Source organism: Enterobacter sp. ku-bf2 (genome assembly GCF_001742765.1).
In the GTDB taxonomy this organism is placed as follows: Bacteria; Pseudomonadota; Gammaproteobacteria; order Enterobacterales; family Enterobacteriaceae; genus Enterobacter; species Enterobacter quasiroggenkampii.
On sequence record NZ_MDVW01000001.1, the window covers coordinates 105,043 to 127,041 of the forward strand.

At 56.3% G+C, this 21,999-nt stretch carries 19 protein-coding genes; 17 read left to right on the forward strand and 2 right to left on the reverse strand.

Annotated features, from left to right (window positions below; all coding sequences use genetic code 11):
• The first annotated feature begins 13 nt into the window (after nucleotides 1-13).
• The 4 genes from araG to otsA all read left to right on the forward strand — a co-directional run bounded on the left by araG (nucleotide 14) and on the right by otsA (nucleotide 4,908).
• The gene (araG, locus tag BFG58_RS00515) at nucleotides 14-1,528 is read left to right on the forward strand and encodes an L-arabinose ABC transporter ATP-binding protein AraG (protein WP_069718975.1); all 1,515 of its coding nucleotides are present in this window, start codon (nucleotides 14-16) and stop codon (nucleotides 1,526-1,528) included.
• 11 nt (nucleotides 1,529-1,539) lie between these two features.
• A complete protein-coding gene (gene araH / locus BFG58_RS00520; RefSeq protein WP_175430159.1) occupies nucleotides 1,540-2,529 on the forward strand; it encodes an L-arabinose ABC transporter permease AraH in 990 nt (329 codons plus the stop codon).
• Nucleotides 2,530-2,705: 176 nt separating this feature from the next.
• Nucleotides 2,706-3,509 carry a trehalose-phosphatase gene (gene otsB / locus BFG58_RS00525; RefSeq protein ID WP_045908184.1) on the forward strand — a complete coding sequence of 268 codons (804 nt, stop codon included), beginning with the start codon at nucleotides 2,706-2,708 and terminating at the stop codon, nucleotides 3,507-3,509.
• Nucleotides 3,484-4,908 (forward strand): alpha,alpha-trehalose-phosphate synthase, encoded by a 1,425-nt coding sequence (gene otsA / locus BFG58_RS00530; RefSeq protein ID WP_069718976.1) that lies wholly within the window; start codon nucleotides 3,484-3,486, stop codon nucleotides 4,906-4,908. The genes otsB and otsA overlap by 26 nt, the downstream gene beginning before the upstream one ends.
• Before the next feature lie 15 nt (nucleotides 4,909-4,923).
• Here otsA and uspC read toward each other — a convergent pair whose 3' ends face one another.
• Nucleotides 4,924-5,352, reverse strand: coding sequence for a universal stress protein UspC (gene uspC, locus BFG58_RS00535; RefSeq protein WP_045908186.1), 429 nt, complete (start codon nucleotides 5,350-5,352; stop codon nucleotides 4,924-4,926).
• Between the two features lie 795 nt (nucleotides 5,353-6,147).
• Between uspC and flhD the strand changes: the two genes are divergently transcribed.
• The 6 genes from flhD (at nucleotide 6,148) to cheW (ending at nucleotide 11,580) form a co-directional block, all read left to right on the forward strand.
• Nucleotides 6,148-6,498, forward strand: coding sequence for a flagellar transcriptional regulator FlhD (flhD, locus tag BFG58_RS00540; RefSeq protein WP_008500415.1), 351 nt, complete (start codon nucleotides 6,148-6,150; stop codon nucleotides 6,496-6,498).
• A gap of 2 nt (nucleotides 6,499-6,500) precedes the next feature.
• On the forward strand, nucleotides 6,501-7,079 hold the full coding sequence (flhC, locus tag BFG58_RS00545) for a flagellar transcriptional regulator FlhC (RefSeq protein WP_008500416.1): 579 nt from the start codon (nucleotides 6,501-6,503) through the stop codon (nucleotides 7,077-7,079).
• A 123-nt stretch (nucleotides 7,080-7,202) separates the two neighbouring features.
• On the forward strand, nucleotides 7,203-8,090 hold the full coding sequence (motA, locus tag BFG58_RS00550) for a flagellar motor stator protein MotA (protein ID WP_008500417.1): 888 nt from the start codon (nucleotides 7,203-7,205) through the stop codon (nucleotides 8,088-8,090).
• Nucleotides 8,087-9,016 (forward strand): flagellar motor protein MotB, encoded by a 930-nt coding sequence (motB, locus tag BFG58_RS00555; protein WP_032658606.1) that lies wholly within the window; start codon nucleotides 8,087-8,089, stop codon nucleotides 9,014-9,016. Before motA ends, motB begins: the two co-directional genes overlap by 4 nt.
• Before the next feature lie 4 nt (nucleotides 9,017-9,020).
• Nucleotides 9,021-11,057: a chemotaxis protein CheA gene (cheA, locus tag BFG58_RS00560; RefSeq protein ID WP_069718977.1), complete on the forward strand. Its 2,037-nt coding sequence runs from the start codon at nucleotides 9,021-9,023 to the stop codon at nucleotides 11,055-11,057.
• Nucleotides 11,058-11,076: 19 nt separating this feature from the next.
• The gene (cheW, locus tag BFG58_RS00565; RefSeq protein WP_008500420.1) at nucleotides 11,077-11,580 is read left to right on the forward strand and encodes a chemotaxis protein CheW; all 504 of its coding nucleotides are present in this window, start codon (nucleotides 11,077-11,079) and stop codon (nucleotides 11,578-11,580) included.
• A gap of 96 nt (nucleotides 11,581-11,676) precedes the next feature.
• Here the strand turns inward: cheW and BFG58_RS00570 are convergent, their stop codons facing one another.
• Nucleotides 11,677-12,936, reverse strand: coding sequence for a dicarboxylate/amino acid:cation symporter (locus BFG58_RS00570; RefSeq protein WP_028015965.1), 1,260 nt, complete (start codon nucleotides 12,934-12,936; stop codon nucleotides 11,677-11,679).
• A gap of 430 nt (nucleotides 12,937-13,366) precedes the next feature.
• Here BFG58_RS00570 and BFG58_RS00575 point away from each other — a divergent pair, with 430 nt between their 5' ends.
• The 7 genes from BFG58_RS00575 (at nucleotide 13,367) to tap (ending at nucleotide 21,992) form a co-directional block, all read left to right on the forward strand.
• Nucleotides 13,367-13,939, forward strand: a complete 573-nt coding sequence (locus tag BFG58_RS00575) for a spore coat protein U domain-containing protein (protein ID WP_008500422.1) — start codon at nucleotides 13,367-13,369, stop codon at nucleotides 13,937-13,939.
• Nucleotides 13,940-13,951: 12 nt separating this feature from the next.
• Nucleotides 13,952-14,500 (forward strand): spore coat U domain-containing protein, encoded by a 549-nt coding sequence (locus BFG58_RS00580; RefSeq protein WP_045908190.1) that lies wholly within the window; start codon nucleotides 13,952-13,954, stop codon nucleotides 14,498-14,500.
• 16 nt (nucleotides 14,501-14,516) lie between these two features.
• Nucleotides 14,517-15,275, forward strand: coding sequence for a molecular chaperone (locus BFG58_RS00585; RefSeq protein WP_048029413.1), 759 nt, complete (start codon nucleotides 14,517-14,519; stop codon nucleotides 15,273-15,275).
• Nucleotides 15,251-17,635: a fimbria/pilus outer membrane usher protein gene (locus BFG58_RS00590; RefSeq protein WP_063621996.1), complete on the forward strand. Its 2,385-nt coding sequence runs from the start codon at nucleotides 15,251-15,253 to the stop codon at nucleotides 17,633-17,635. The genes BFG58_RS00585 and BFG58_RS00590 overlap by 25 nt, the downstream gene beginning before the upstream one ends.
• On the forward strand, nucleotides 17,632-18,594 hold the full coding sequence (locus BFG58_RS00595; RefSeq protein WP_063621995.1) for a spore coat U domain-containing protein: 963 nt from the start codon (nucleotides 17,632-17,634) through the stop codon (nucleotides 18,592-18,594). Before BFG58_RS00590 ends, BFG58_RS00595 begins: the two co-directional genes overlap by 4 nt.
• Before the next feature lie 84 nt (nucleotides 18,595-18,678).
• Nucleotides 18,679-20,346, forward strand: a complete 1,668-nt coding sequence (gene tar / locus BFG58_RS00600; protein WP_063621994.1) for a methyl-accepting chemotaxis protein II — start codon at nucleotides 18,679-18,681, stop codon at nucleotides 20,344-20,346.
• 44 nt (nucleotides 20,347-20,390) lie between these two features.
• Nucleotides 20,391-21,992 carry a methyl-accepting chemotaxis protein IV gene (tap, locus tag BFG58_RS00605; RefSeq protein WP_069718978.1) on the forward strand — a complete coding sequence of 534 codons (1,602 nt, stop codon included), beginning with the start codon at nucleotides 20,391-20,393 and terminating at the stop codon, nucleotides 21,990-21,992.
• The last annotated feature ends 7 nt before the right edge of the window (nucleotides 21,993-21,999 follow it).

Here is a 21,999-nt window from a genome sequence, read left to right on the forward strand (position 1 = left end):
TCACGGAGACGTTATGCGACAGTCTGATCCGTATCTCTCTTTTCGCGGCATCGGGAAAACCTTCCCCGGTGTTAACGCGCTGACCGATATCAGCTTCGACTGCTATGCCGGCCAGGTTCATGCCCTGATGGGGGAAAACGGTGCGGGAAAATCGACGCTGTTGAAAATCCTCAGCGGCAACTACTCGCCCACGACCGGCACGCTAGCGATCCGCGGCGAAGATGTCGCTTTTGCCGATACCACGGCGGCGCTCAATGCCGGGGTAGCCATTATCTATCAGGAGTTGCACCTCATCCCTGAGATGACCGTGGCGGAAAATATCTATTTAGGACAGCTCCCGCACAAAGGCGGCGTGGTGAATCGTTCGCTACTTAATTATGAAGCGGGGCTGCAGCTTAAACATCTGGGTCTGGACGTCGATCCCCAGACGCCGCTGAAATATCTCTCCATCGGCCAGTGGCAGATGGTTGAAATTGCCAAGGCGCTGGCGCGTAACGCCAGAATTATTGCCTTCGATGAACCCACCAGTTCGCTCTCGAAGCGGGAAATCGAAAATCTGTTCCGCGTGATCCGCGAATTGCGTCAGGAAGGCCGGACGATTCTGTACGTGTCGCACCGCATGGAAGAGATATTTGCCCTGAGCGATGCCATCACCGTGTTTAAAGATGGACGCTATGTGCGCACCTTTACCGACATGGCGCAGGTGAACCATGACCAACTGGTCCAGGCGATGGTCGGACGCGATCTGGGTGATATCTATCACTGGCAGCCGCGCCAGTACGGCCCGGAACGCCTGCGCCTGGATAGCGTAAAAGCGCCGGGCGTCAGAACGCCGATTTCGTTATCCGTACGCAGCGGTGAAATTGTCGGCCTGTTTGGTCTGGTGGGCGCGGGGCGTAGCGAGTTGATGAAAGGTCTGTTCGGCGGTACCCGTATTACCGATGGGCAGGTCTCCATTGACGGCGAGCGGATCGATATTCAGAAACCAGCCCACGCGATCAGGGCGGGGATGATGCTCTGTCCGGAAGACCGGAAAGCGGAGGGCATTATTCCGGTGCACTCGGTGCGCGACAACATCAATATTTCCGCCCGGCGTAAGTTTATTCGCGCCGGTTGCCTGATAAACGATAGCTGGGAGTCGAGTAACGCCGACCACCATATTCGTTCACTGAATATCAAAACGCCGGGTCCGGAACAGCTGATCATGAATCTGTCAGGCGGAAACCAGCAGAAGGCCATTCTGGGCCGCTGGCTGTCAGAGGATATGAAGGTCATCTTACTGGATGAGCCGACGCGCGGTATCGACGTGGGGGCAAAACACGAGATTTATAACGTGATCTATGAGCTGGCAAAACGCGGCGTGGCGGTGCTTTTCGCCTCCAGCGATCTGCCGGAGGTGCTTGGCGTGGCCGACCGCATTGTGGTGATGCGTGAAGGCGAAATTGCCGGCGAATTACTTCATGAACAGGCGAATGAACAACAGGCGTTGAACCTCGCCATGCCTAAAGTTAGCCAGGCCGTCGCCTGAGTAAGGAGTTAATGATGTCCTCTGTTACTACATCCGGAGTGCCGAAGTCGAAGTCGGCGTTGAGCGTTGGGCGTATCTGGGATCAGTACGGCATGCTGGTGGTCTTTGCCGCACTGTTCGTCGCCTGCGCGATCTTTGTTCCCAATTTTGCCACCTTCATTAATATGAAGGGGCTGGGTCTCGCCATCTCCATGTCCGGGATGGTGGCCTGCGGGATGCTGTTCTGCCTGGCCTCCGGCGATTTTGACCTGTCGGTGGCGTCGGTGATTGCCTGCGCAGGCGTCACGACGGCCGTGGTGATCAACATGACGGAGAGCCTGTGGATTGGCGTCCTTGCCGGTCTGTTACTCGGCGTCATCAGCGGTCTGGTGAACGGTTTTGTCATCGCGCGCCTGAAGATTAACGCCCTGATCACGACGCTTGCGACAATGCAAATTGTCCGCGGGCTGGCCTATATCATCTCTGACGGTAAAGCGGTGGGGATTGAAGACGAACGTTTCTTCACGCTGGGGTACGCCAACTGGCTGGGTCTGCCTGCGCCTATCTGGCTGACGGTGGCCTGCCTGATCCTGTTCGGCTTCCTGCTTAACCGGACCACCTTTGGCCGTAATACGCTGGCGATTGGCGGTAATGAAGAGGCCGCCCGTCTGGCCGGGGTGCCGGTGGTGCGCACCAAGATTATTATCTTTGTGCTTTCAGGACTGGTTTCTGCCGCGGCGGGGATTATTCTGGCGTCGCGTATGACCAGCGGCCAGCCAATGACCTCTATCGGTTATGAGCTGATCGTCATTTCGGCCTGCGTGTTAGGGGGCGTTTCCCTCAAGGGCGGCATCGGAAAAATCTCATATGTGGTGGCCGGTATCCTGATTTTAGGGACGGTAGAGAACGCCATGAACCTGCTGAATATTTCGCCGTTCTCGCAGTACGTGGTGCGTGGTCTGATCCTGCTGGCAGCGGTGATTTTCGACCGTTACAAGCAAAAAGCGAAGCGTACCGTGTAACCGCTTTGCACCTCTTTTATTGCTCAACTTATAACCATAGTTGACCCCTTAACCGCCCCGCCAGTTTTACTGGCGGGGCGGTTGTCAAATGGCGAGCGACGTCACACTGTCTATACTTACATGGCTATGAAAGAGGTAAAGGCGTTTGCCTCTCGTCAACCGTAAGGAGGAAAAGGGTGGCTGACTTGTTAACCGCACCGCCTGTACTGCCCGGACACTATGCTTTCTTTTTTGATCTCGACGGCACGCTCGCCGGGATAAAACCGCACCCCGATCAGGTGTCTATTCCGGAGGCGGTGTTACAGGATTTGCATCAGCTCTCGCTCATGAATGAGGGAGCACTGGCATTGATATCAGGGCGCTCAATGGCCGAGCTGGATCTGCTCGCCAGTCCATACCACTTTCCGCTGGCCGGTGTACACGGAGCGGAGCGCCGCGACATCCATGATCAAACGCATATCGTTTCACTCCCCGACGCACTCACGCAAACGCTCCAGAAGCAGCTCTCTGCTGCGCTGGCAGACCTGCCTGGCACCGAGCTGGAAGCCAAAGGCATGGCCTTTGCCCTGCATTATCGCCAGGCGCCGCAGCATGAAGCTGCCGTGCTTGCGCTTGCGCAGACGGTTGCGGATGAACATCCACAGCTGGCGCTGCAGCCGGGCAAATGCGTGGTGGAGTTAAAGCCGAAGGGGATTAATAAAGGCGCAGCCATCGCCGCATTTATGGCGGAGGCACCTTTTAAGGGCCGGACGCCTGTTTTCTTTGGGGATGACCTGACCGACGAGGCCGGGTTCCGTGTGGTTAATCAGGCCGGAGGGATCGCCGTTAAGGTAGGGCCTGGTGACACTGTCGCCGAATGGCGGCTGGCGGATGTCGCCAGCGTCTGGCAGTGGGTATCTGATATCGCTAACCAGCAACAACAACAAATAGCGCAAAACAAAGGGGGAAACCATTATGGGTCGCTTAGTCGTCGTCTCTAACCGAATCGCACCGCCTGATGATAAAAAAGCCAGTGCGGGTGGCCTGGCGGTAGGGGTGTTAGGTGCCTTGAAAGCCGCTGGCGGGCTGTGGTTTGGCTGGAGCGGAGAAATCAGTGAAGAAGAGAAACCGCTCAAAAAAGTGACGCGTGGGAACATCACGTGGGCGTCGTTTGCACTGAAAGAGAAAGACTACGACGAGTATTACTCGCAGTTCTCGAATGCCGTCCTGTGGCCGGCGTTTCACTATCGTCTTGACCTGGTCAAATTCCAGCGTGAATCCTTCGAAGGCTACGCGCGCGTGAATGCGCTGCTGGCGGATAAACTGCTGCCTTTAATAGAAGAAGACGATATTTTATGGATCCACGATTATCACCTGCTGCCGTTCGCCAGAGAGCTGCGAAAGAGGGGAGTGAATAACCGGATTGGCTTCTTCCTGCACATCCCGTTCCCGACGCCGGAAATTTTTACCGCGCTGCCGCCGCATGAAGAGCTGCTGGAGGCGCTGTGTGACTACGATTTGCTGGGCTTCCAGACGGAAAATGACCGACTGGCATTCCTTGACTCCGTGTCAGGGAAAGCGCGTCTGGTGACCAAAGGCGGGAAAACCCATACGGCGTGGGGAAAAACGTTCCACACCGAAGTGTATCCAATAGGGATTGAACCTGACGAAATCGCGGAGCAGGCCGCTGGCCCGCTGCCGCCAAAGCTGGCGCAGCTTAAGAATGAACTCAAGCACGTGAAAAATATCTTCTCAGTTGAGCGTCTTGATTATTCCAAAGGCCTGCCGGAGCGCTTCCTGGCATATGAAACGCTGCTGGATAAATATCCGGAGCATCACGGTAAAATCCGTTATACCCAGATTGCGCCGACGTCGCGCGGTGAGGTTCAGGCCTATCAGGACATTCGCCATCAGCTGGAGACAGAAGCAGGGCGGATTAATGGCCGCTACGGGCAGCTGGGCTGGACGCCGCTGTTTTATCTGAACCAGCACTTTGACCGTAAGATCCTGATGAAGGTCTTCCGCTACGCGGACGTCGGCCTGGTGACGCCGCTGCGCGACGGGATGAACCTGGTCGCGAAAGAATACGTGGCGGCGCAGGACCCCGCCGATCCGGGTGTGCTGGTGCTCTCCCAGTTTGCCGGGGCCGCAAATGAGCTCACGTCGGCGCTGATTGTGAACCCTTACGATCGCGATGACGTGGCTAACGCCCTGAACCGCGCGCTGACCATGCCGCTCACGGAGCGTATTTCCCGCCATGCTGAAATGATGGAGACGATCCGGGAAAACGATATTAACCACTGGCAGGCGCGTTTTATTCAGGATCTCCGCGATATCGCCCCACAAAGCCATGAAGGCGATTTACAAAAAAAGATCGCAACCTTCCCTAAACTTGCCTGATATTTCCCTGGGGGGTTAACGCCCCCCAAGCGGCACTAACAGCACATCAACCTGGCTTGACGCGACAATAGATTTCGCCGCGCAGGCTGCGCGCGATAAAAAGCTGTGGTTATGATTCCCGCATATCACTAAATCAATATTCTGTTTACGACACATATCGAGAATATGGGCATTAAGTTCTCCTGTCGCAATAACGGTCTCAAAGACGGGATAATCTGCCTTTTCTACCAGCTCGCGCAGGAATTGCTGCGTTTCCTCCTGAAGTACCTCACGAATATCCTCCAGCATAGGGGCAGCCAGCTGATTATACATCTCCGGTTCGGCCGCAAGCGTGATGAGGCTGATGCGGGCATTGTGGGGTCTGGCAATTGACACCGCCCGGGCGACGAGTTGATGGCTTTCTGGGGAAACAGCAACAGAAACAAGTAGATGGGAGTAACTCATGGCGCACTCCTTGGGTGTCTGACTGACAGCGTTTGATCACCTTTACCGCGAATTTCGGGGTTCTGCAAGGGCTGATTACGACATTAGTGTGAAGCTTATCATAATTATTCATTAATTATTCTTATAAGAAGAATAACTGAAAAATGGGCCTAAATGAAAAAAATTAACAACTTAACGTAAATCACACAAATTTATGCCTTGACTGTTGAATCGTTTTTACGCGTTACAAAATCATTTCGAATGATCACGGACTGAAACATCTTTTTTAGGCTCCCTGCATAACTCTATGTTTTTTCACAGTAAGAAAAATGTTTCCCGAAGGGGTGTTTGATGTAAATGTTTCCGCGCCATGCTCCCCGATGGAAAAGCACATTGCATGCCAGTTCTGATCCCCCTTCTGCATGAGTATTCGTCAATTAAGAATACAAAACAGTGCCGATTGGTCAATAAGTGAACAAATTACAAGTCATACTGATGGATTTATGGGTCATATTCACTTAAATTGTGTGACGTGGATCACATTTTTTTTAAATTTGAGGATGGCTGGATTGTATGTGTCAAAACTGACGAGTAGAGTTTGCGTCGAATTAGGAAAAATCTTAGTTATTTGTAAGAAATGATAAAACATGTAAGAGACGCATTCGCGTTTCCTCTCTTACGCGTTTCGATGAATACAAACCTAAATTCAACTATGCATTTAGCCTTTTCTTTTTTATACCGGGTGATTTCCCGGCGACATCACGGGGTGCGGTCTTTCCGCATAAAAATAATAGTTGGTTATTCGGGATGGGAACAATGCATACATCCGAGTTGCTAAAACATATCTATGACATCAATTTGTCGTATTTACTGCTCGCGCAGCGTTTGATTAGTCAGGACAAGGCGTCCGCGATGTTTCGTCTGGGTATTAACGAAGAAATGGCAACCATGCTGGGCGGCTTAACCCTCCCGCAGATGGTTAAACTGGCTGAAACGAATCAACTGGTTTGCCAGTTCCGTTTCGATGATTCACAGACAATAACGCGTCTGACGCAGGAGTCCCGTGTAGACGATCTTCAACAGATCCATACCGGTATTCTTCTTTCCACTCGCTTGCTTAACGAAATCAGCCAGCCTGATGACGTAGCCCGTAAGAAAAGGGCCTAGCAATGAGCGAGAAAAGCATTGTTCAGGAAGCGCGTGACATACAGTTAGCCATGGAGCTGATTACACTGGGTGCTCGTTTACAAATGCTGGAAAGCGAGACGCAGTTGAGCCGTGGCCGTCTGATCAAACTGTACAAAGAGTTACGTGGTAGTCCCCCGCCGAAAGGCATGCTGCCGTTTTCTACCGACTGGTTTATGACGTGGGAGCAGAATATTCACGCTTCCATGTTCTGTAATGCCTGGCAGTATCTTCTCAAAACCGGTTTGTGTAGCGGCGTTGACGCCGTGATCAAAGCCTACAAACTTTACCTTGAACAATGCCCACAGCAGGAAGAAGGTCCTCTGCTGGCGCTGACCCGCGCATGGACGCTGGTGCGTTTTGTTGAGAGCGGAATGCTTGAGCTGTCGCGCTGCAACTGCTGCAACGGCAATTTTATTACCCATGCTCATCAGCCTGCAGGCAGCTTCGCCTGTAGTTTATGTCAGCCTCCATCCCGCGCAGTAAAAAGACGTAAACTTTCCCGGGATGCTGCCGATATTATTCCACAACTGCTGGATGAACAGATCGAACAAGCTGTTTAACCCGAACGTGTGGGAAAGATTCCAGCAGCGGTAAGCGATTACCGCTGCTTTTTTTTACCCCGTAAACGGTCAACGCTGCGAGCTGGACGTCCTTGCCATAGTCACTAGCGGAAGGATGATGTCGTGCTTATCTTATTAGGTTACCTGGTAGTTCTCGGTACAGTTTTCGGCGGTTACATGATGACCGGCGGGCACCTTGGAGCACTCTATCAACCGGCTGAACTTATTATCATCGGCGGCGCAGGGGTAGGGGCTTTTATCGTTGGTAACAACGGTAAATCGATCAAGGGCACGCTGAAAGCAATTCCATTGCTGTTCCGTCGCTCGAAATACACCAAAAGCATGTATATGGATCTGCTGGCACTGCTCTATCGCCTGATGGCGAAGTCGCGTCAGCAGGGCATGTTCTCGCTCGAGCGGGATATTGAAAACCCGAAAGAGAGCGAAATTTTTGCCAGCTATCCGCGCATTCTTGCTGATGCCATGATGCTGGATTTCATCGTCGACTATCTGCGACTGATCATCAGCGGCAACATGAATACCTTCGAAATCGAAGCGCTGATGGATGAAGAAATTGAAACCCATGAAAGCGAATCTGAAGTACCGGCCAACAGCCTGGCGCTGGTCGGCGACTCGCTTCCGGCGTTCGGTATCGTTGCTGCGGTGATGGGGGTGGTTCACGCGCTGGCCTCAGCAGACCGTCCGGCAGCGGAGCTCGGTGCGCTGATTGCCCATGCGATGGTGGGAACCTTCCTCGGTATTTTGCTGGCGTATGGCTTCATCTCTCCGCTGGCCAGCGTACTGCGCCAGAAGAGCGCGGAAACCACCAAAATGATGCAGTGCGTGAAGATCACGCTGCTCTCTAACCTCAACGGTTATGCGCCACCGATCGCGGTTGAGTTTGGCCGTAAAACGCTTTACTCCAGCGAGCGTCCGTCGTTTATCGAGCTTGAAGAACACGTACGTGCGGTGAAAAACCCAAACCAACAGACGACAACTGAGGACGCATGAAAAACCAGTCCCATCCGATCGTCATCGTAAAAAAACGCAAGCACAAGGGCGGTGGGCATGGCGCGCACGGCTCGTGGAAAATCGCGTACGCCGATTTTATGACCGCAATGATGGCGTTCTTTCTGGTGATGTGGCTGATCTCCATCTCCAGCCCAAAAGAACTGATCCAGATTGCCGAGTATTTCCGCACGCCGCTGGCAACGGCGGTCGCTGGCGGACCGCGTATCTCTAACAGCGAAAGCCCGATCCCGGGCGGCGGCGATGATTACACCCAGCAGAAGGGTGAGGTGAAAAAAGAGCCGAACATCGACGAGCTGAAGAGAAAGATGGAACAGGCGCGCCTGAAGAAACTGCGTGGCGATCTCGACCAGCTGATTGAAGCGGATCCGAAGCTGCGCGCGCTGCGACCGCATCTGAAGATTGATCTGGTGCAGGAAGGGCTGCGTATCCAGATCATCGACAGCCAGAACCGCCCGATGTTTAAAACCGGGAGTGCGGAAGTTGAACCGTACATGCGCGATATTCTCCGCGCCATTGCACCTGTGCTGAACGGCATTCCTAACCGAATCAGCCTGTCAGGACACACGGACGATTTCCCGTACGCCAGTGGGGAGAAGGGATACAGCAACTGGGAACTTTCTGCCGATCGTGCCAACGCCTCGCGTCGCGAGCTGGTGGTAGGTGGGCTTGATGATGGCAAGGTACTGCGCGTAGTCGGCATGGCCGCAACCATGCGCGTTTCCGACCGCGGGCCGGATGATGCCATCAACCGTCGTATCAGTCTTTTAGTGCTGAACCAGCAGGCGGAGCAGGCCATCCTGCATGAAAACGCCGAAAGTCAGAATGAGTCACTGGACGATTTAAAACAGCCTGGGGCCGTTCCTTCGGCTGCCGTTCCAACATCGCCACCAGCCAATCCGAGGTGATAGCGTGAGCATGGATATTAGCGATTTTTACCAGACATTCTTTGATGAAGCCGACGAATTGTTGGCCGATATGGAGCAACACTTGCTCGATTTGGTGCCCGAAGCACCGGATTCCGAGCAGCTCAATGCCATCTTCCGTGCGGCGCATTCCATTAAAGGCGGAGCCGGAACGTTTGGATTTACCATCCTGCAGGAAACGACCCATTTAATGGAAAACCTGCTTGATGAAGCACGACGCGGTGAGATGCAGCTCAATACCGACATTATCAACCTGTTTTTGGAAACCAAAGATATTATGCAGGAACAGCTCGACGCCTATAAAAGTTCGGCAGAGCCTGATGCCGCCAGCTTTGAATACATCTGCAATGCGCTGCGCCAGCTCGCGCTGGAAGCAAAAGGTGAGGTTGCCGCAGCCGTGGTTCCTGCCGCAAAACTGAGCGTTGTGGATACGGTTGCCGCGCAGGCGTCTGCCCCTGCTGACGCACCGGCAGGCAAGCTGCGCGTTGTGCTGTCTCGCCTGAAAGAGAATGAAGTTAACCTGCTGGAAGAAGAGCTGGGTAACCTGGCGAAATTAAGCAACGTGGTAAAAGGCAAAGACAGCCTGGCCGCGACGCTTGATGACGGTATTGGCCAGGACGATATCGTGGCGGTGCTGTGCTTTGTGATTGAAGCCGATCAAATCGCCTTCGAAACCGAAACTGTCGCGGTTGACGCCCCTGTGGCTGCGGAAGAGGTGGCTGTTGTAGCCCAGGCCGCCGCACCGGCTGTGGCCCCAGCGGCCCCGGCGCTGAAGGCGGTGCCAAAAGAAGCTGCTGCGCCGGGCCGTGGTGAAAAACCTGCCGCGCGCTCCAGCGAGTCGACCAGCATCCGTGTTGCCGTTGAGAAGGTTGACCAGTTGATTAACCTGGTGGGCGAACTGGTGATCACCCAGTCGATGCTGGCGCAACGTTCAAACGAACTCGACCCGGTCACCCACGGGGATTTGATTACCAGCATGGGCCAGCTGCAGCGTAACGCCCGCGACCTGCAGGAATCGGTCATGTCCATCCGTATGATGCCGATGGAATATGTCTTTAGCCGCTTCCCGCGTCTGGTCCGCGATCTCGCCAGCAAGCTGAACAAGCAGATTGAACTGACCCTGATGGGCAGCTCAACCGAACTGGATAAGAGCCTGATCGAGCGCATCATTGACCCGTTAACGCACCTGGTGCGTAACAGCCTCGACCACGGTATCGAACTGCCGGAAAACCGCATTGCCGCCGGGAAATCGCCGGTCGGCAACCTGATTCTCTCTGCGGAACACCAGGGCGGGAACATTTGTATCGAAGTGACCGATGACGGCGCCGGTCTGAACCGCGAGCGCATCCTGGCAAAAGCGATTTCGCAGGGGATGGCGGTCAATGAAAACATGACCGACGAAGAAGTGGGCATGCTGATCTTCGCGCCGGGCTTCTCTACCGCAGAGCAGGTGACCGACGTCTCCGGGCGCGGCGTGGGCATGGACGTGGTGAAACGTAACATCCAGGAGATGGGCGGCCACGTTGAAATCCAGTCTAAACAGGGTTCCGGCACCACCATTCGCATCCTGCTGCCGCTGACGCTGGCGATCCTCGACGGCATGTCCGTCAAGGTGGCGGACGAAGTCTTTATCCTGCCGCTGAACGCGGTGATGGAATCCCTGCAGCCGCGTGAGGAAGATCTGCATCCGCTGGCGGGCGGCGAGCGCGTGCTCGAGGTTCGCGGTGAGTACCTGCCGCTGGTGGAACTGTGGAAAGTGTTCGAAGTGGACGGGGCGAAGACCGAGGCCACGCAGGGTATCGTGGTGATCCTGCAAAGCGCGGGCCGCCGCTATGCGCTGCTGGTCGATCAGCTGATTGGCCAGCACCAGGTGGTGGTGAAGAACCTCGAAAGCAACTACCGCAAAGTGCCGGGTATTTCTGCCGCCACCATTCTGGGTGATGGTAGCGTGGCGCTGATCGTCGATGTGTCGGCGCTTCAGGGATTAAATCGTGAACAACGTGTGGCGTACACAGCCGCCTGATTAAGTAGAAGGTAATAACATGACCGGTATGAGTAATGTAACGAAACTGGCGGGCGAGCCATCAGGACAGGAATTTCTGGTATTCACTTTAGGCGATGAAGAGTACGGCATCGATATCCTGAAAGTGCAGGAAATCCGTGGTTACGACCAGGTTACCCGCATCGCTAACACGCCTGCGTTTATTAAAGGTGTCACCAACCTGCGTGGCGTCATTGTGCCCATCGTGGACCTGCGCGTGAAGTTCAGCCAGGGCGACGTTGATTACAACGACAACACCGTGGTGATCGTCCTGAACCTGGGGCAGCGCGTGGTGGGTATCGTGGTGGATGGCGTGTCTGACGTGCTTTCCCTGACCTCTGACCAGATTCGTCCTGCGCCGGAGTTTGCGGTCACGCTGTCGACCGAATACCTGACCGGTCTGGGCGCGCTCGGCGAGCGTATGCTGATTCTGGTGAACATTGAGAAGCTGCTGAACAGCGATGAGATGGCGCTGCTGGATATCGCGGCGAGTCACGTAGCCTAAAACAAAGCCGGGTGGCGCTGACGCTTACCCGGCCTACGTGTTCGAGCCATTTGTAGGCCGGGTAAGGCGAAGCCGCCACCCGGCTTTTTCATACCCTTAAGCTTCCTGCTTTACCAGCTCAGCGTCCGCTTCCCGCGCACCTTCATTCTGCGACAGCATCGCGGTCGCAATACCATTCCCCAACACGTTAATCGCGGAACGGCCCATGTCCAGGAAGTGGTCGATCCCCATCAGCAGCAAAATACCAGCGACCGGAATGTTGAAGCTTGGGATCGTCGCGGCCAGCACCACCAGCGAGGAGCGCGGTACGCCCGCAATCCCTTTTGAGGCCAGCATCAGGGTCAGCATCAGCACCGTCACTTCAGAGAAGCTCAGGTGAATGTTGTACGCCTGAGCGATAAACATTGAGGCGAAAGAGCAGTACACCATCGACCCCACCAGGTTGAAGGAGTAGCCAATCGGCAGCACGAAAGAGGCGATGTTGCGCGAGCAGCCAAAACGCTCCAGCTGCTCCAGCGTTTTAGGGTAGGCCGCTTCAGAACTGCTGGTAGTAAACGCCACCAGAACCGGATCTTTCAGCATGCTGACCAGGCGGAACACCTCTTTTTTCAGCACCATGTAACCCACGGCCAGCAGCACCATGCAGGTGAGAAGAATGGCAACATAGTAGCCGCCAATAAAGGAGGCATAGTTCAACAGAATACCCAGACCCTGCGTGGCGATAACGGAGGAGATTGCCGCGAAAATGGCCAGCGGCGCAACGTACATCACATAACCCGTGACCTTCAGCATGATATGGGAAACCACGTCCAGCGCAGCCACCAGTGGGGCATTGAATTTCTGCCCCAGCGACGCGCCGCCAATGCCGAAGAACATGGAGAACACCACAATCTGCAGGATCTCATTGTTCGACATCGCCCCCGCGATGCTGGTTGGAATGGTGTGTGACAGGAACGCTTTCAGCGTCATGCCCCCAACGGCCAGACCGGTATCCACCGCCTCAGTCGGGACGGTCAGGTTCAGCCCGCTTCCCGGATGCTCCAGCGTGACGATAAACAGGCCGACCAGAATAGAGAGCACGGATGAGCTGATAAACCATACCATCGCTTTGCCGCCCACGCGGCCAATGGTAGAGGTTTCGCCCAGCTTCATAATGCCGACGGTGAGCGTACTGAACACCAGGGGGGCAATGACCATTTTGATCAGTCGGAGGAAAATATCGGTCAGAAGGGTAATATTATCCGACCAGGCTTTGATGGCATCCGCAGATGCATATTCATGAATTGCTGCCCCTGAAAGAATACCCGCCAGCATGAATATCACGATGAAGAGTGTGAGTTTGTTTGCACTTGCCACGAAAAAAGACCCTCTATGCGCTTCAGATGTAGCCCGCGGCGATACATATAAATTTTTTATTACGACGCGGGAAATTATTCGGCACATAAATTGACGCAAAGCGTAGGGGGATACAACTCCTTTTTAAGTTTTATTAATTTTGTTGTTATTGCCATGACGATATATTGTGATCCGCATCACACTTTAATGGATATATTCTCAGAAAATAAATTAAAAAAGCGGAAAAAATGATTTTAACTGCATGTTATTTAAGGAAATAAGAAGTCAATAAGACAAAGTGCTTATGCGTTAAGGGGCAGGTGGTCGAAGCGATATCCGTAAACTAAATTCTCAATAACCCCCCTCAGAGGAACATTAAGCGGGGCTAACATCTTGAACGAAATAAATAAAATGTGGCAAGGGAACGGAGACGTCTTCTGGAGGGTGGTAAATGAAAAGAAAACTCCTTTTGATCTGCGCAGGCACCTTACTGACTGCGACAACGGTCCATCAGGCGCTGGCCGTCACCAGTAGCGGCACCATCGGCGCGACGCTGACACTCACGAACGGCTGTCTGATAAACGGATCGCCCACGCAAAACGGCATTAACTTCGGGACACTGGATTTCGGCACCCATCCCGCAACGTTTTCCACTCTGACCACCCAGCTCACCGGCGCCAGCGGCGGAAACACCTTCACCATTCAATGTACGACCGCCAGCTATACGGTGGCGATCACTGGCAACACCAACTCCACCGCTCCCGGTACCGTTGTTGGCACCCCAGGAACACCTGCCCGCTATCTGGTTAACACCGCCAACGCGGCACAGGGCGTGGCGTACAGCCTGTACAGCGACAGCGGGTTTAACAGCGTGATTGCCAATAACACCGCGTTGCCGATCGCCTCTACGGCGGGAGGGGTAGACAGTTACACCCTCTACGGACGTATTACCGGCGGCGGTAACAGCGTGACGGTCGTACCCGGAACCTACACAGACACGATTAACGTCAGCGTCACCTATTAGTCCTGCACCGCCATGAAGGCAACTCTCACAGGTCTGCGCATATGCGCAGAGGGACACGTGCAGCCTTTTTTCGCGCTGATCGTCGGATTGCTGATGACGCCCGCGGCGAATGCGGTGACATCACAGTCCTTTAAAGTCAGCGCGACCATCGTCCCGGGATGTGTGGTGACCACCGGCAGCGGAGGGCTTCTCGGGACGCTGGATTTTGGCACCCATAACGGCGTTGAGAGCGCACCGGTCAGCACCAGTTTTGTGCCAAACGGGGCCTTGTCTATCGCCTGCACGCCAGGCGTGGCGCTGAGCATGAGCATTAATGGCGGCCAGAATTATTCAACCGTTCGCCGCATGAAACGCTCGAACGGCGCCGACGTGGTGGGATATCGGCTTTACAGCAGCAGCTCGCTGGCCGCGAACAGCGAGATTGGCGTCAACCAGGCGATACCGGTGACCTATAGCAACAGCAATAACATCGCGCTGCCGCTTTTTGGCGTGGCGCTACTGACCGGATTTAGCCCGGCAGGAACGTATTCCGATCAGCTCACCGTGACCTTGTCATGGTAATAAAGGGAGAGTGTTGATGAAGCCAATTTTCAGACCTGTTTGTCTGGCGGGCGCGTTGGGAATGGCTGTGGCAACCGGTCAGGCGCAGGCGGCAGCCACCATTCTGCTCTGGCCGATCGACCCGTGGCTTGCGGCAGACGCCAACGCCACGGAACTGTGGATCCAGAACCAGGGAAACAGCGCCACAACGATGCAGGTGCGCATTGTGCGCTGGAAACAGGAGGACGGACACGAGCGCTACACCGCACAGCAGGATGTGGTCGCCAGCCCGCCCATCGTCACGATTGGCACAGGCAGCAAGCAGCTTATCCGCCTTATTAAGCAGGCGCCCGTTCCCGCAGGCATCGAACAAGCCTACCGCATTATCGTGGATGAAATTCCTCAGCCTGATGCCAAAGCAGAACCCACCATCGGCCTCAAATTGCAGATGCGTTACTCCATTCCGCTGTTTGTGTATGGTCAGGGGATCCCGACCATAAAAGAGGGGGCGCATCACGCGCTGGCGGAGACCCGAAACCTGAGCTGGCGGGTGACGCGAACGGATGGGCAGCCGGCACTGGAGGTCCGGAATCGGGGGGATGTCCATGTCAGGCTGAGCCAGGTGGCGCTGGAGCAGGGAGGGCAGAAACGCACGGTTGCGGAGGGATTGCTGGGTTACGTACTTCCCGGTAGCACCCGCAGCTGGCCGGTACCCGCGGGCGTTCGTCAGCCAGAGCGGATGAGCGCGCAGATTAATGCCAGGGACGCACAATGGCAGTCGACGCCCGTCAACTGAAGCCGGCGATGATGATACTGCTTTGCGTCAGTTCCGCGACCTGGGCTGAGCCCGGCGATGACAGCCTGCCGCCGCCGCCCCAGGCACAGGCGATACATGATGAAGCGGTCTTCCAGCTTGCCCTCGTGCTTAACCACTACGACACCGGTCTGGTCGTGCCCGTGACGCAGCGTAAAGGCGCTTTCTTTATCTCCAGCGCCGACCTGCTGCGTGCGGGGCTGCCACCGGAACATGTTCCTGCCGGCGAGGTAAATCTCTCTTCGCTTTCTCAGGTTCGGGTCGAGTATGACAGCGCCGCGCAGCGCCTGCTGCTGACCGTTCCCCGCGACTGGGTCGCGTCCCGCGTGACGCCGTTCAGCGCGCAAGCGACGCAGGCCAAACCGCACTTCGGGCGCGGCGCGCTGCTCAATTACGATCTTTACACCAACCACACGGAGCACATCGGCGGACAGGCTTCCCTCTGGCATGAGTTCCGCTACTTTAACGAGAACGGTTCGTTTTCCTCCACCGGCTATGCCCGCGAAAATTTCACCGGCAACGAGGGTCAGCAGGAGGGGTATGTCCGCTATGACACAACCCTGCTGTTCACCAATGAGGATGACGCGATGAGCTGGAGCGTCGGGGACGTGATCAGCGATGCCCTGAGCTGGAGTTCCAGCGTGCGGATGGGGGGGATCAGCGTCGGGCGGGATTTCTCCCTGCGGCCTGACCTGGTGACGTGGCCGCTGCCCGAGTTCGCCGGGGAAGCGGCGGTACCCACCTCGGTCGATCTTTTTATCAACGGGTATCGCTCCGGCTCAACCCAGCTTCAGCCGGGCCCCTTCACCCTGACCAATCTGCCCTATATCAACGGCGCCGGGGATGCGGTGCTGGTCACGACGGATGCGCTGGGGCGACAGGTCAGCACCACGCTGCCGTTTTACGTCACCAGCGACTTGCTTAAAAAAGGGCTGAGCGACGGCGCCGTGACGCTGGGCAGCCTGCGGCGTAATTACGGTATCAGGAATTTTGACTACGGCTCCGCGGCAGGCAGCGGCTCGTATCGCTACGGGGTGACGGACTGGCTGACCCTGGAAGGGCATGCGGAAGGGGCGCAGGAGCTGGCGCTGGGCGGGGCAGGGACGGTGATAAAACTCGGCCAGTTTGGCGTGGTGAATACCGCTTACTCGCAGAGCCGCATGCGCGGGGATACGGGCGGGCAAATCAACTGGGGTTACCAGTACAGCACCAGCGAGTTTAGCATCGCCACTCAGCACACGCGCCGTGACCGCGGTTTTGGCAATCTGGCCCTTTACGACCAGCCGACGGTGTATGACGAGAACAATAAACCCATCGCCAGCTTCAGCCGCAATACGGACCAGTATTCTCTGACCTTCAATCTGGGACAGTACGGCAACATCGGCGCGGCCTGGATCGGCGTGGAAAGTTTTGACAGTCAAAAAACCGAGCTGCTTAATCTCTCATGGAGCCGCAATTTGTGGGGCGCGAGCAGTATTTACCTCGCCGGAAGCCGGGACCAGCAGCGGGGAGACTGGACGGTCGCGCTGTCGCTGCAGGTGCCGCTGGGGGCACGCGACAGCGCCGCGTTCACCGTTGAAAACACCCCGGATGCCGGTAGTACCCAGCGCATCAACTATAACCACGCCATGCCGTCTGACGGCGGCTTTAGCTGGAACATGGCCTGGGCCAACCAGTCAAAATCCAGTGATTATCAACAGGGCACGCTGGGCTGGCGTAATAACAATATTGAACTGCAGGGCGGCGGCTACGGCGAAAGGGACATGATGACCTGGTGGGGCGAGGCGATGGGCGCGATTGTTCTGATGGACGGCGAGCTGTTTGCCGCGAATAAGATCAACGATGCGTTTGTCGTCATCAGTACCGACGGTCATCCGGACGTGCCCGTCAGCTATGAGAATCAGCCCGTCGGTAAAACGAATAACAACGGTTACCTGCTGGTCAGCGGGGTGTCGGCGTATTATCCGGCTAGCTACCGCATTGATACCCTGAACCTGCCGGCGGATACCCGTCTGAAAGAGACCGAGCGGCGGATCGCGATCCGGCGTCACAGCGGCTATCTGGTTGATTTCCCAATGGAGCAGGAGCGGGTGGCAAGCGTCATTCTGCACGATGTACGCGGCCAGGCGCTGCCGGTGGGAAGCCAGGTCCGACGCGCTTCGCGCAGCAATGCGGTGGTGGGGTATGACGGCATCGCCTGGCTGGAAAATCTTAGTGATGTTAACCCGTTGGAGGTGATCGCGCCTGATGGAAAACGCTGCAGGGCTACCCTGACCGTGGGAGCCAACCCGGAGCACAAGCTGCAAACCTACGGTCCGCTGGTGTGCCGGGAGGCGCCATGAAGCGCCTGCTGCTGTTAATACTGCTGCTGTTTTCCGGTGGCGGCTGGGCAGCGTGTACCGTCAGTACGGTCAACGCCTCGTTTGGCAGCGTCACGTCGTTTGCGCTCAGCGGAACCGGGGAGGTGGAAACCACCGGCACGCTGGTGGTGGCCTGCGATGCCATACTGAATCTGTTGACCAGCGACTCGGTGACGCTGACCTATACCGCGGCATCGGTCTCGGGCAGCAGTCGGGCCACCATGAAGCGCACGGACAACGCGGCCATCACGGACGTGATCCCCACCCGGCTGTGCGGACTCGCGGGCTGCGCGAGCAGCAGCGAGGTACAGATAAGTAAATCGTATACCTGGAGCGGGAATACGCTGCTGGGGTTGCTGGGGTCAAAGCAGTACAACATCCCGCTCTATTTCCGTACCGTCGCCGGACAGAACGTTTCTGCCGGGCCGTATCAGGTGCAGTTAACCTTCAGCGTTAACTACAGCGTCTGCTCCGTGGGCGCGCTCGGTATTTGCTCAATCAATCAGACGGGCACGGCGACGACCACCATCCTCCTTAACCTGACCGTGACCAACGACTGCAGCGCCATGACCACGCCGGACGTCAACTTCAACAGTGCGCCGCTGGTGCAAAGTTTCCCTACCGTCTCGCAGGCGATTGCCGTCACCTGTACCAAAGGCAGTACGTATACCATCGGCATTAACAACGGTGCTAACGCGCTGAATAACGTGCGCCGGATGGTAAGCGGCAGTAACTACCTGAGTTATGACATCTATAAAGAAGCCACGGGTAACCGCTGGGGCGGCAGCGGCAGCGAACGCTGGACCAGCGCGACGTCGTCGCAGGTCAGTACCGATGGTCTCCTGCGTACCTACAACTACACCGCGAAAGTGCTGACCAATCAGGCCACGCCACCCGCCGGAACCTACACCGATACGCTGATTGTCGACGTGGCTTTCTAACCCCGCGCTTTTCCCTTTCGCAAATGTAAAGTTCCTGTTGGCTGTGCCGATAACACCGTTAATAAATCTATGAGAAGGTGTTGTATGTTGAACCGTATCCGCGTTGTCACAATGCTCATGATGGTGCTGGTCATTTTCGCACTTCTTCAGCTCATCTCCGGCGGGCTTTTTTTCTCGTCATTAAAACAGAACCAGGACAGCTTTGCGGCCTCGAACGATCTCCGCCTGCAGCAGAGTGAGCTCACCTCAACGTGGGATCTGATGCTGCAAACGCGTATCAACCTGAGCCGCTCGTCCGCGCGCATGATGATGGATCCCAACAATCAGCAGAGCAGCGCGAAAACCGATCTGTTGAAAAATGCCCGTGCCACCCTCGCTGACGCCGCAAAACATTACGACGCCTTCAAAAAGATTACCCCGCAGCCTGCGATGGAGCAGGTGAGCCAGAACATTGACGAAAAATACAACGCCTATCATGCCGGTCTGGCAGAGCTGATTCAGTTCCTTGAGAGCGGCAACATGGACGCCTATTTCGCGCAGCCGACGCAGGGGATGCAAAACGCCCTCGGCGCGGCGCTGGGGGAGTACGCGAAGGTCAGTGGCGATCTGTATCACTCCGCGTTTGCTGAAAGCCAGAATGACTACCGCTTTGCGAAATGGCAGATGGCGGTGTTGGCGCTGGCGCTGGTCATTGTGCTGATCGCGGTCTGGTACGGCATTCGCCATATCCTGCTGAACCCTCTCGGTCGCGTCATTGCCCACATTCGTGACATTGCCGGCGGTGACCTGACCAAAACGCTGACCGTGTCCGGGCGTAATGAGATCACCGAGCTGGCAAACAGCGTTGACCATATGCAGCGTTCGCTAATCGATACCGTCGCCAACGTGCGTAGCGGCACGGATGCCATCTATACCGGCACCAGCGAAATTGCGATGGGCAATAACGACCTTTCTTCGCGCACCGAACAGCAGGCGTCCGCCCTGGAAGAGACGGCGGCCAGCATGGAGCAGCTCACCGCGACCGTGAAGCAGAACGCCGATAACGCCCGCCAGGCGTCTCAGCTGGCGGAAAGCGCCTCCGAGACGGCACAGCGCGGCGGTCGCGTGGTGGATGGCGTGGTGAAAACCATGCACGACATCGCCGAGAGCTCGAAGAAAATCGCCGACATTATCAGCGTCATCGACGGCATTGCCTTCCAGACCAACATTCTGGCGCTGAACGCCGCCGTGGAAGCGGCGCGTGCGGGTGAGCAGGGACGCGGGTTTGCCGTGGTGGCCGGGGAAGTGCGCAACCTGGCCAGCCGCAGCGCCAACGCGGCAAAAGAGATCAAGTCGCTGATAGAAGATTCCGTCTCCCGCGTGGATACCGGCTCCGTGCTGGTGGAAAGCGCCGGGGAGACCATGAATGACATCGTGAATGCTGTCACCCGCGTGACGGACATCATGGGTGAAATCGCCTCTGCGTCTGATGAGCAGAGTCGTGGTATCGACCAGGTTGCTCTGGCGGTATCGGAAATGGATCGCGTGACACAGCAAAACGCCGCGCTGGTGCAGGAGTCCGCTGCGGCGGCCGCTGCGCTGGAAGACCAGGCAAGCCGTCTGAAGATGGCCGTCTCGGCGTTTCGTCTCGCTTCACTCGCTGGAAACACGGTCACCCCGCAGGCGACGTACCGCGCGCCAGCCGCTGAACCGGCTGCAAACCGTACGCGTACCGCGACGACCGGACAAGATGAAAACTGGGAAACATTTTGACTGACAATTAAACCGCGGCTGCTTGCCGCTTGATGGGAGCGTGGATGTTAAATCGTATTCGTATCTCGACCACACTGTTTTTGATTCTGATCCTTTGCGGTGTGTTGCAGGTTGGCAGTAACGGGTTGTCTTTTTGGGCGTTTCGCGATGGCTATCAGAATTTGCAGGACGTTGAGGCGAGTAATCAGCAGCGCTCCGCACTGGCACAAACCCGTGCCGTGCTGTTGCAGGCAAGCACTGCGCTGAACAAGGCGGGAACCTTAACCGCGCTAAGTTATCCGCCGGATGACATTAAGGCGCTGATGGCCACCGCGCGCGACAGCCTGAAACAGGCTGACGCACAGTTTAAGGCCTTTACGGCACAGGCCACCGGTAGCGAGAAAGAGAAAGCGCTGAAGGCCGCCATGAAGACCCATTTTGAACAGTGGTACAGCGATCTGGACCATCAGGCGACGTGGCTTGAGAACAACCAGCTGTCGGACTTTATGACCGCGCCGGTTCAGGCCTCGCAGGCCGCGTTTGACGGCAGCTTTAACGCGTGGCAGCAGGATATTAACCAGTCTGTCCAGCGTGCCGGTGAACAGAGTCGCCAAAGCTATCACATGTCGGGCGTCATCTTTGCCGTGGTGGTGATACTGGCAGGGTTGCTGACCGGTGCCGCGCTGCTCTGGTCGCGCAGAATGATTGTGCAGCCGCTGTCCATTATCAGCAGCCACTTCGACAGTATTGCGAAAGGCGACCTGGCGCGTCCGGTGGCGGTGTTCGGCAAGAACGAAATTTCGGCAATTTTTGCCAGCCTGAAGGCGATGCAGGGATCGCTGCGGGAAACGGTATCCGACGTGCGTCAGGGCAGTTATGCCATGCACACCGGGATCTCAGAGATTGCGGCGGGTAACAACGATCTCTCGTCCCGCACCGAGCAGCAGGCGGCCTCGCTGGCGCAGACGGCAGCCAGTATGGAGCAGCTGACCGCGACGGTAAGCCAGAACGCCGATAACGCGCGTCAGGCGTCTGACCTGTCAAAACAGGCGGCGATGACGGCGAAGAAGGGCGGCGACCAGGCGTCCCACGTCGCCAGCACCATGCAGGAGATCGCCACCAGTTCACAGAAAATTGGTGACATCATCAGCGTGATTGACGGTATCGCGTTCCAGACCAATATTCTGGCGCTGAATGCCGCAGTAGAAGCCGCGCGTGCCGGGGAGCAGGGGCGGGGGTTTGCGGTGGTGGCGGGTGAAGTGCGTAACCTGGCGAGCCGCAGCGCCAACGCGGCGAAAGAAATTAAGGTGCTGATCGAAGAGTCGGTCTCACGCGTTCAGCAGGGCTCAACCCTTGTGGATACCGCGGCGAAAACCATGCACGAAATCGTCACCTCCGTGACGCGGGTGAACGACATCATGGGCGAGATTGCCTCGGCGTCGGATGAACAGCGTCGCGGCATTGAGCAGGTTGCCCAGGCGGTGAGCCAGATGGATCAGGTGACGCAACAGAACGCCTCGTTAGTTGAGGAAGCGGCAGCGGCAACCGATCAGCTGGCCAGCCAGGCGGATCGTCTGACCGGGCTGGTCGCGGTATTTAATGTGAAAGAGCACGTTGAAGCAGTAACAGAAGTCGGGCGGTCGCAGGCCGTGCCAGTTGTATCCTGAATGTAAT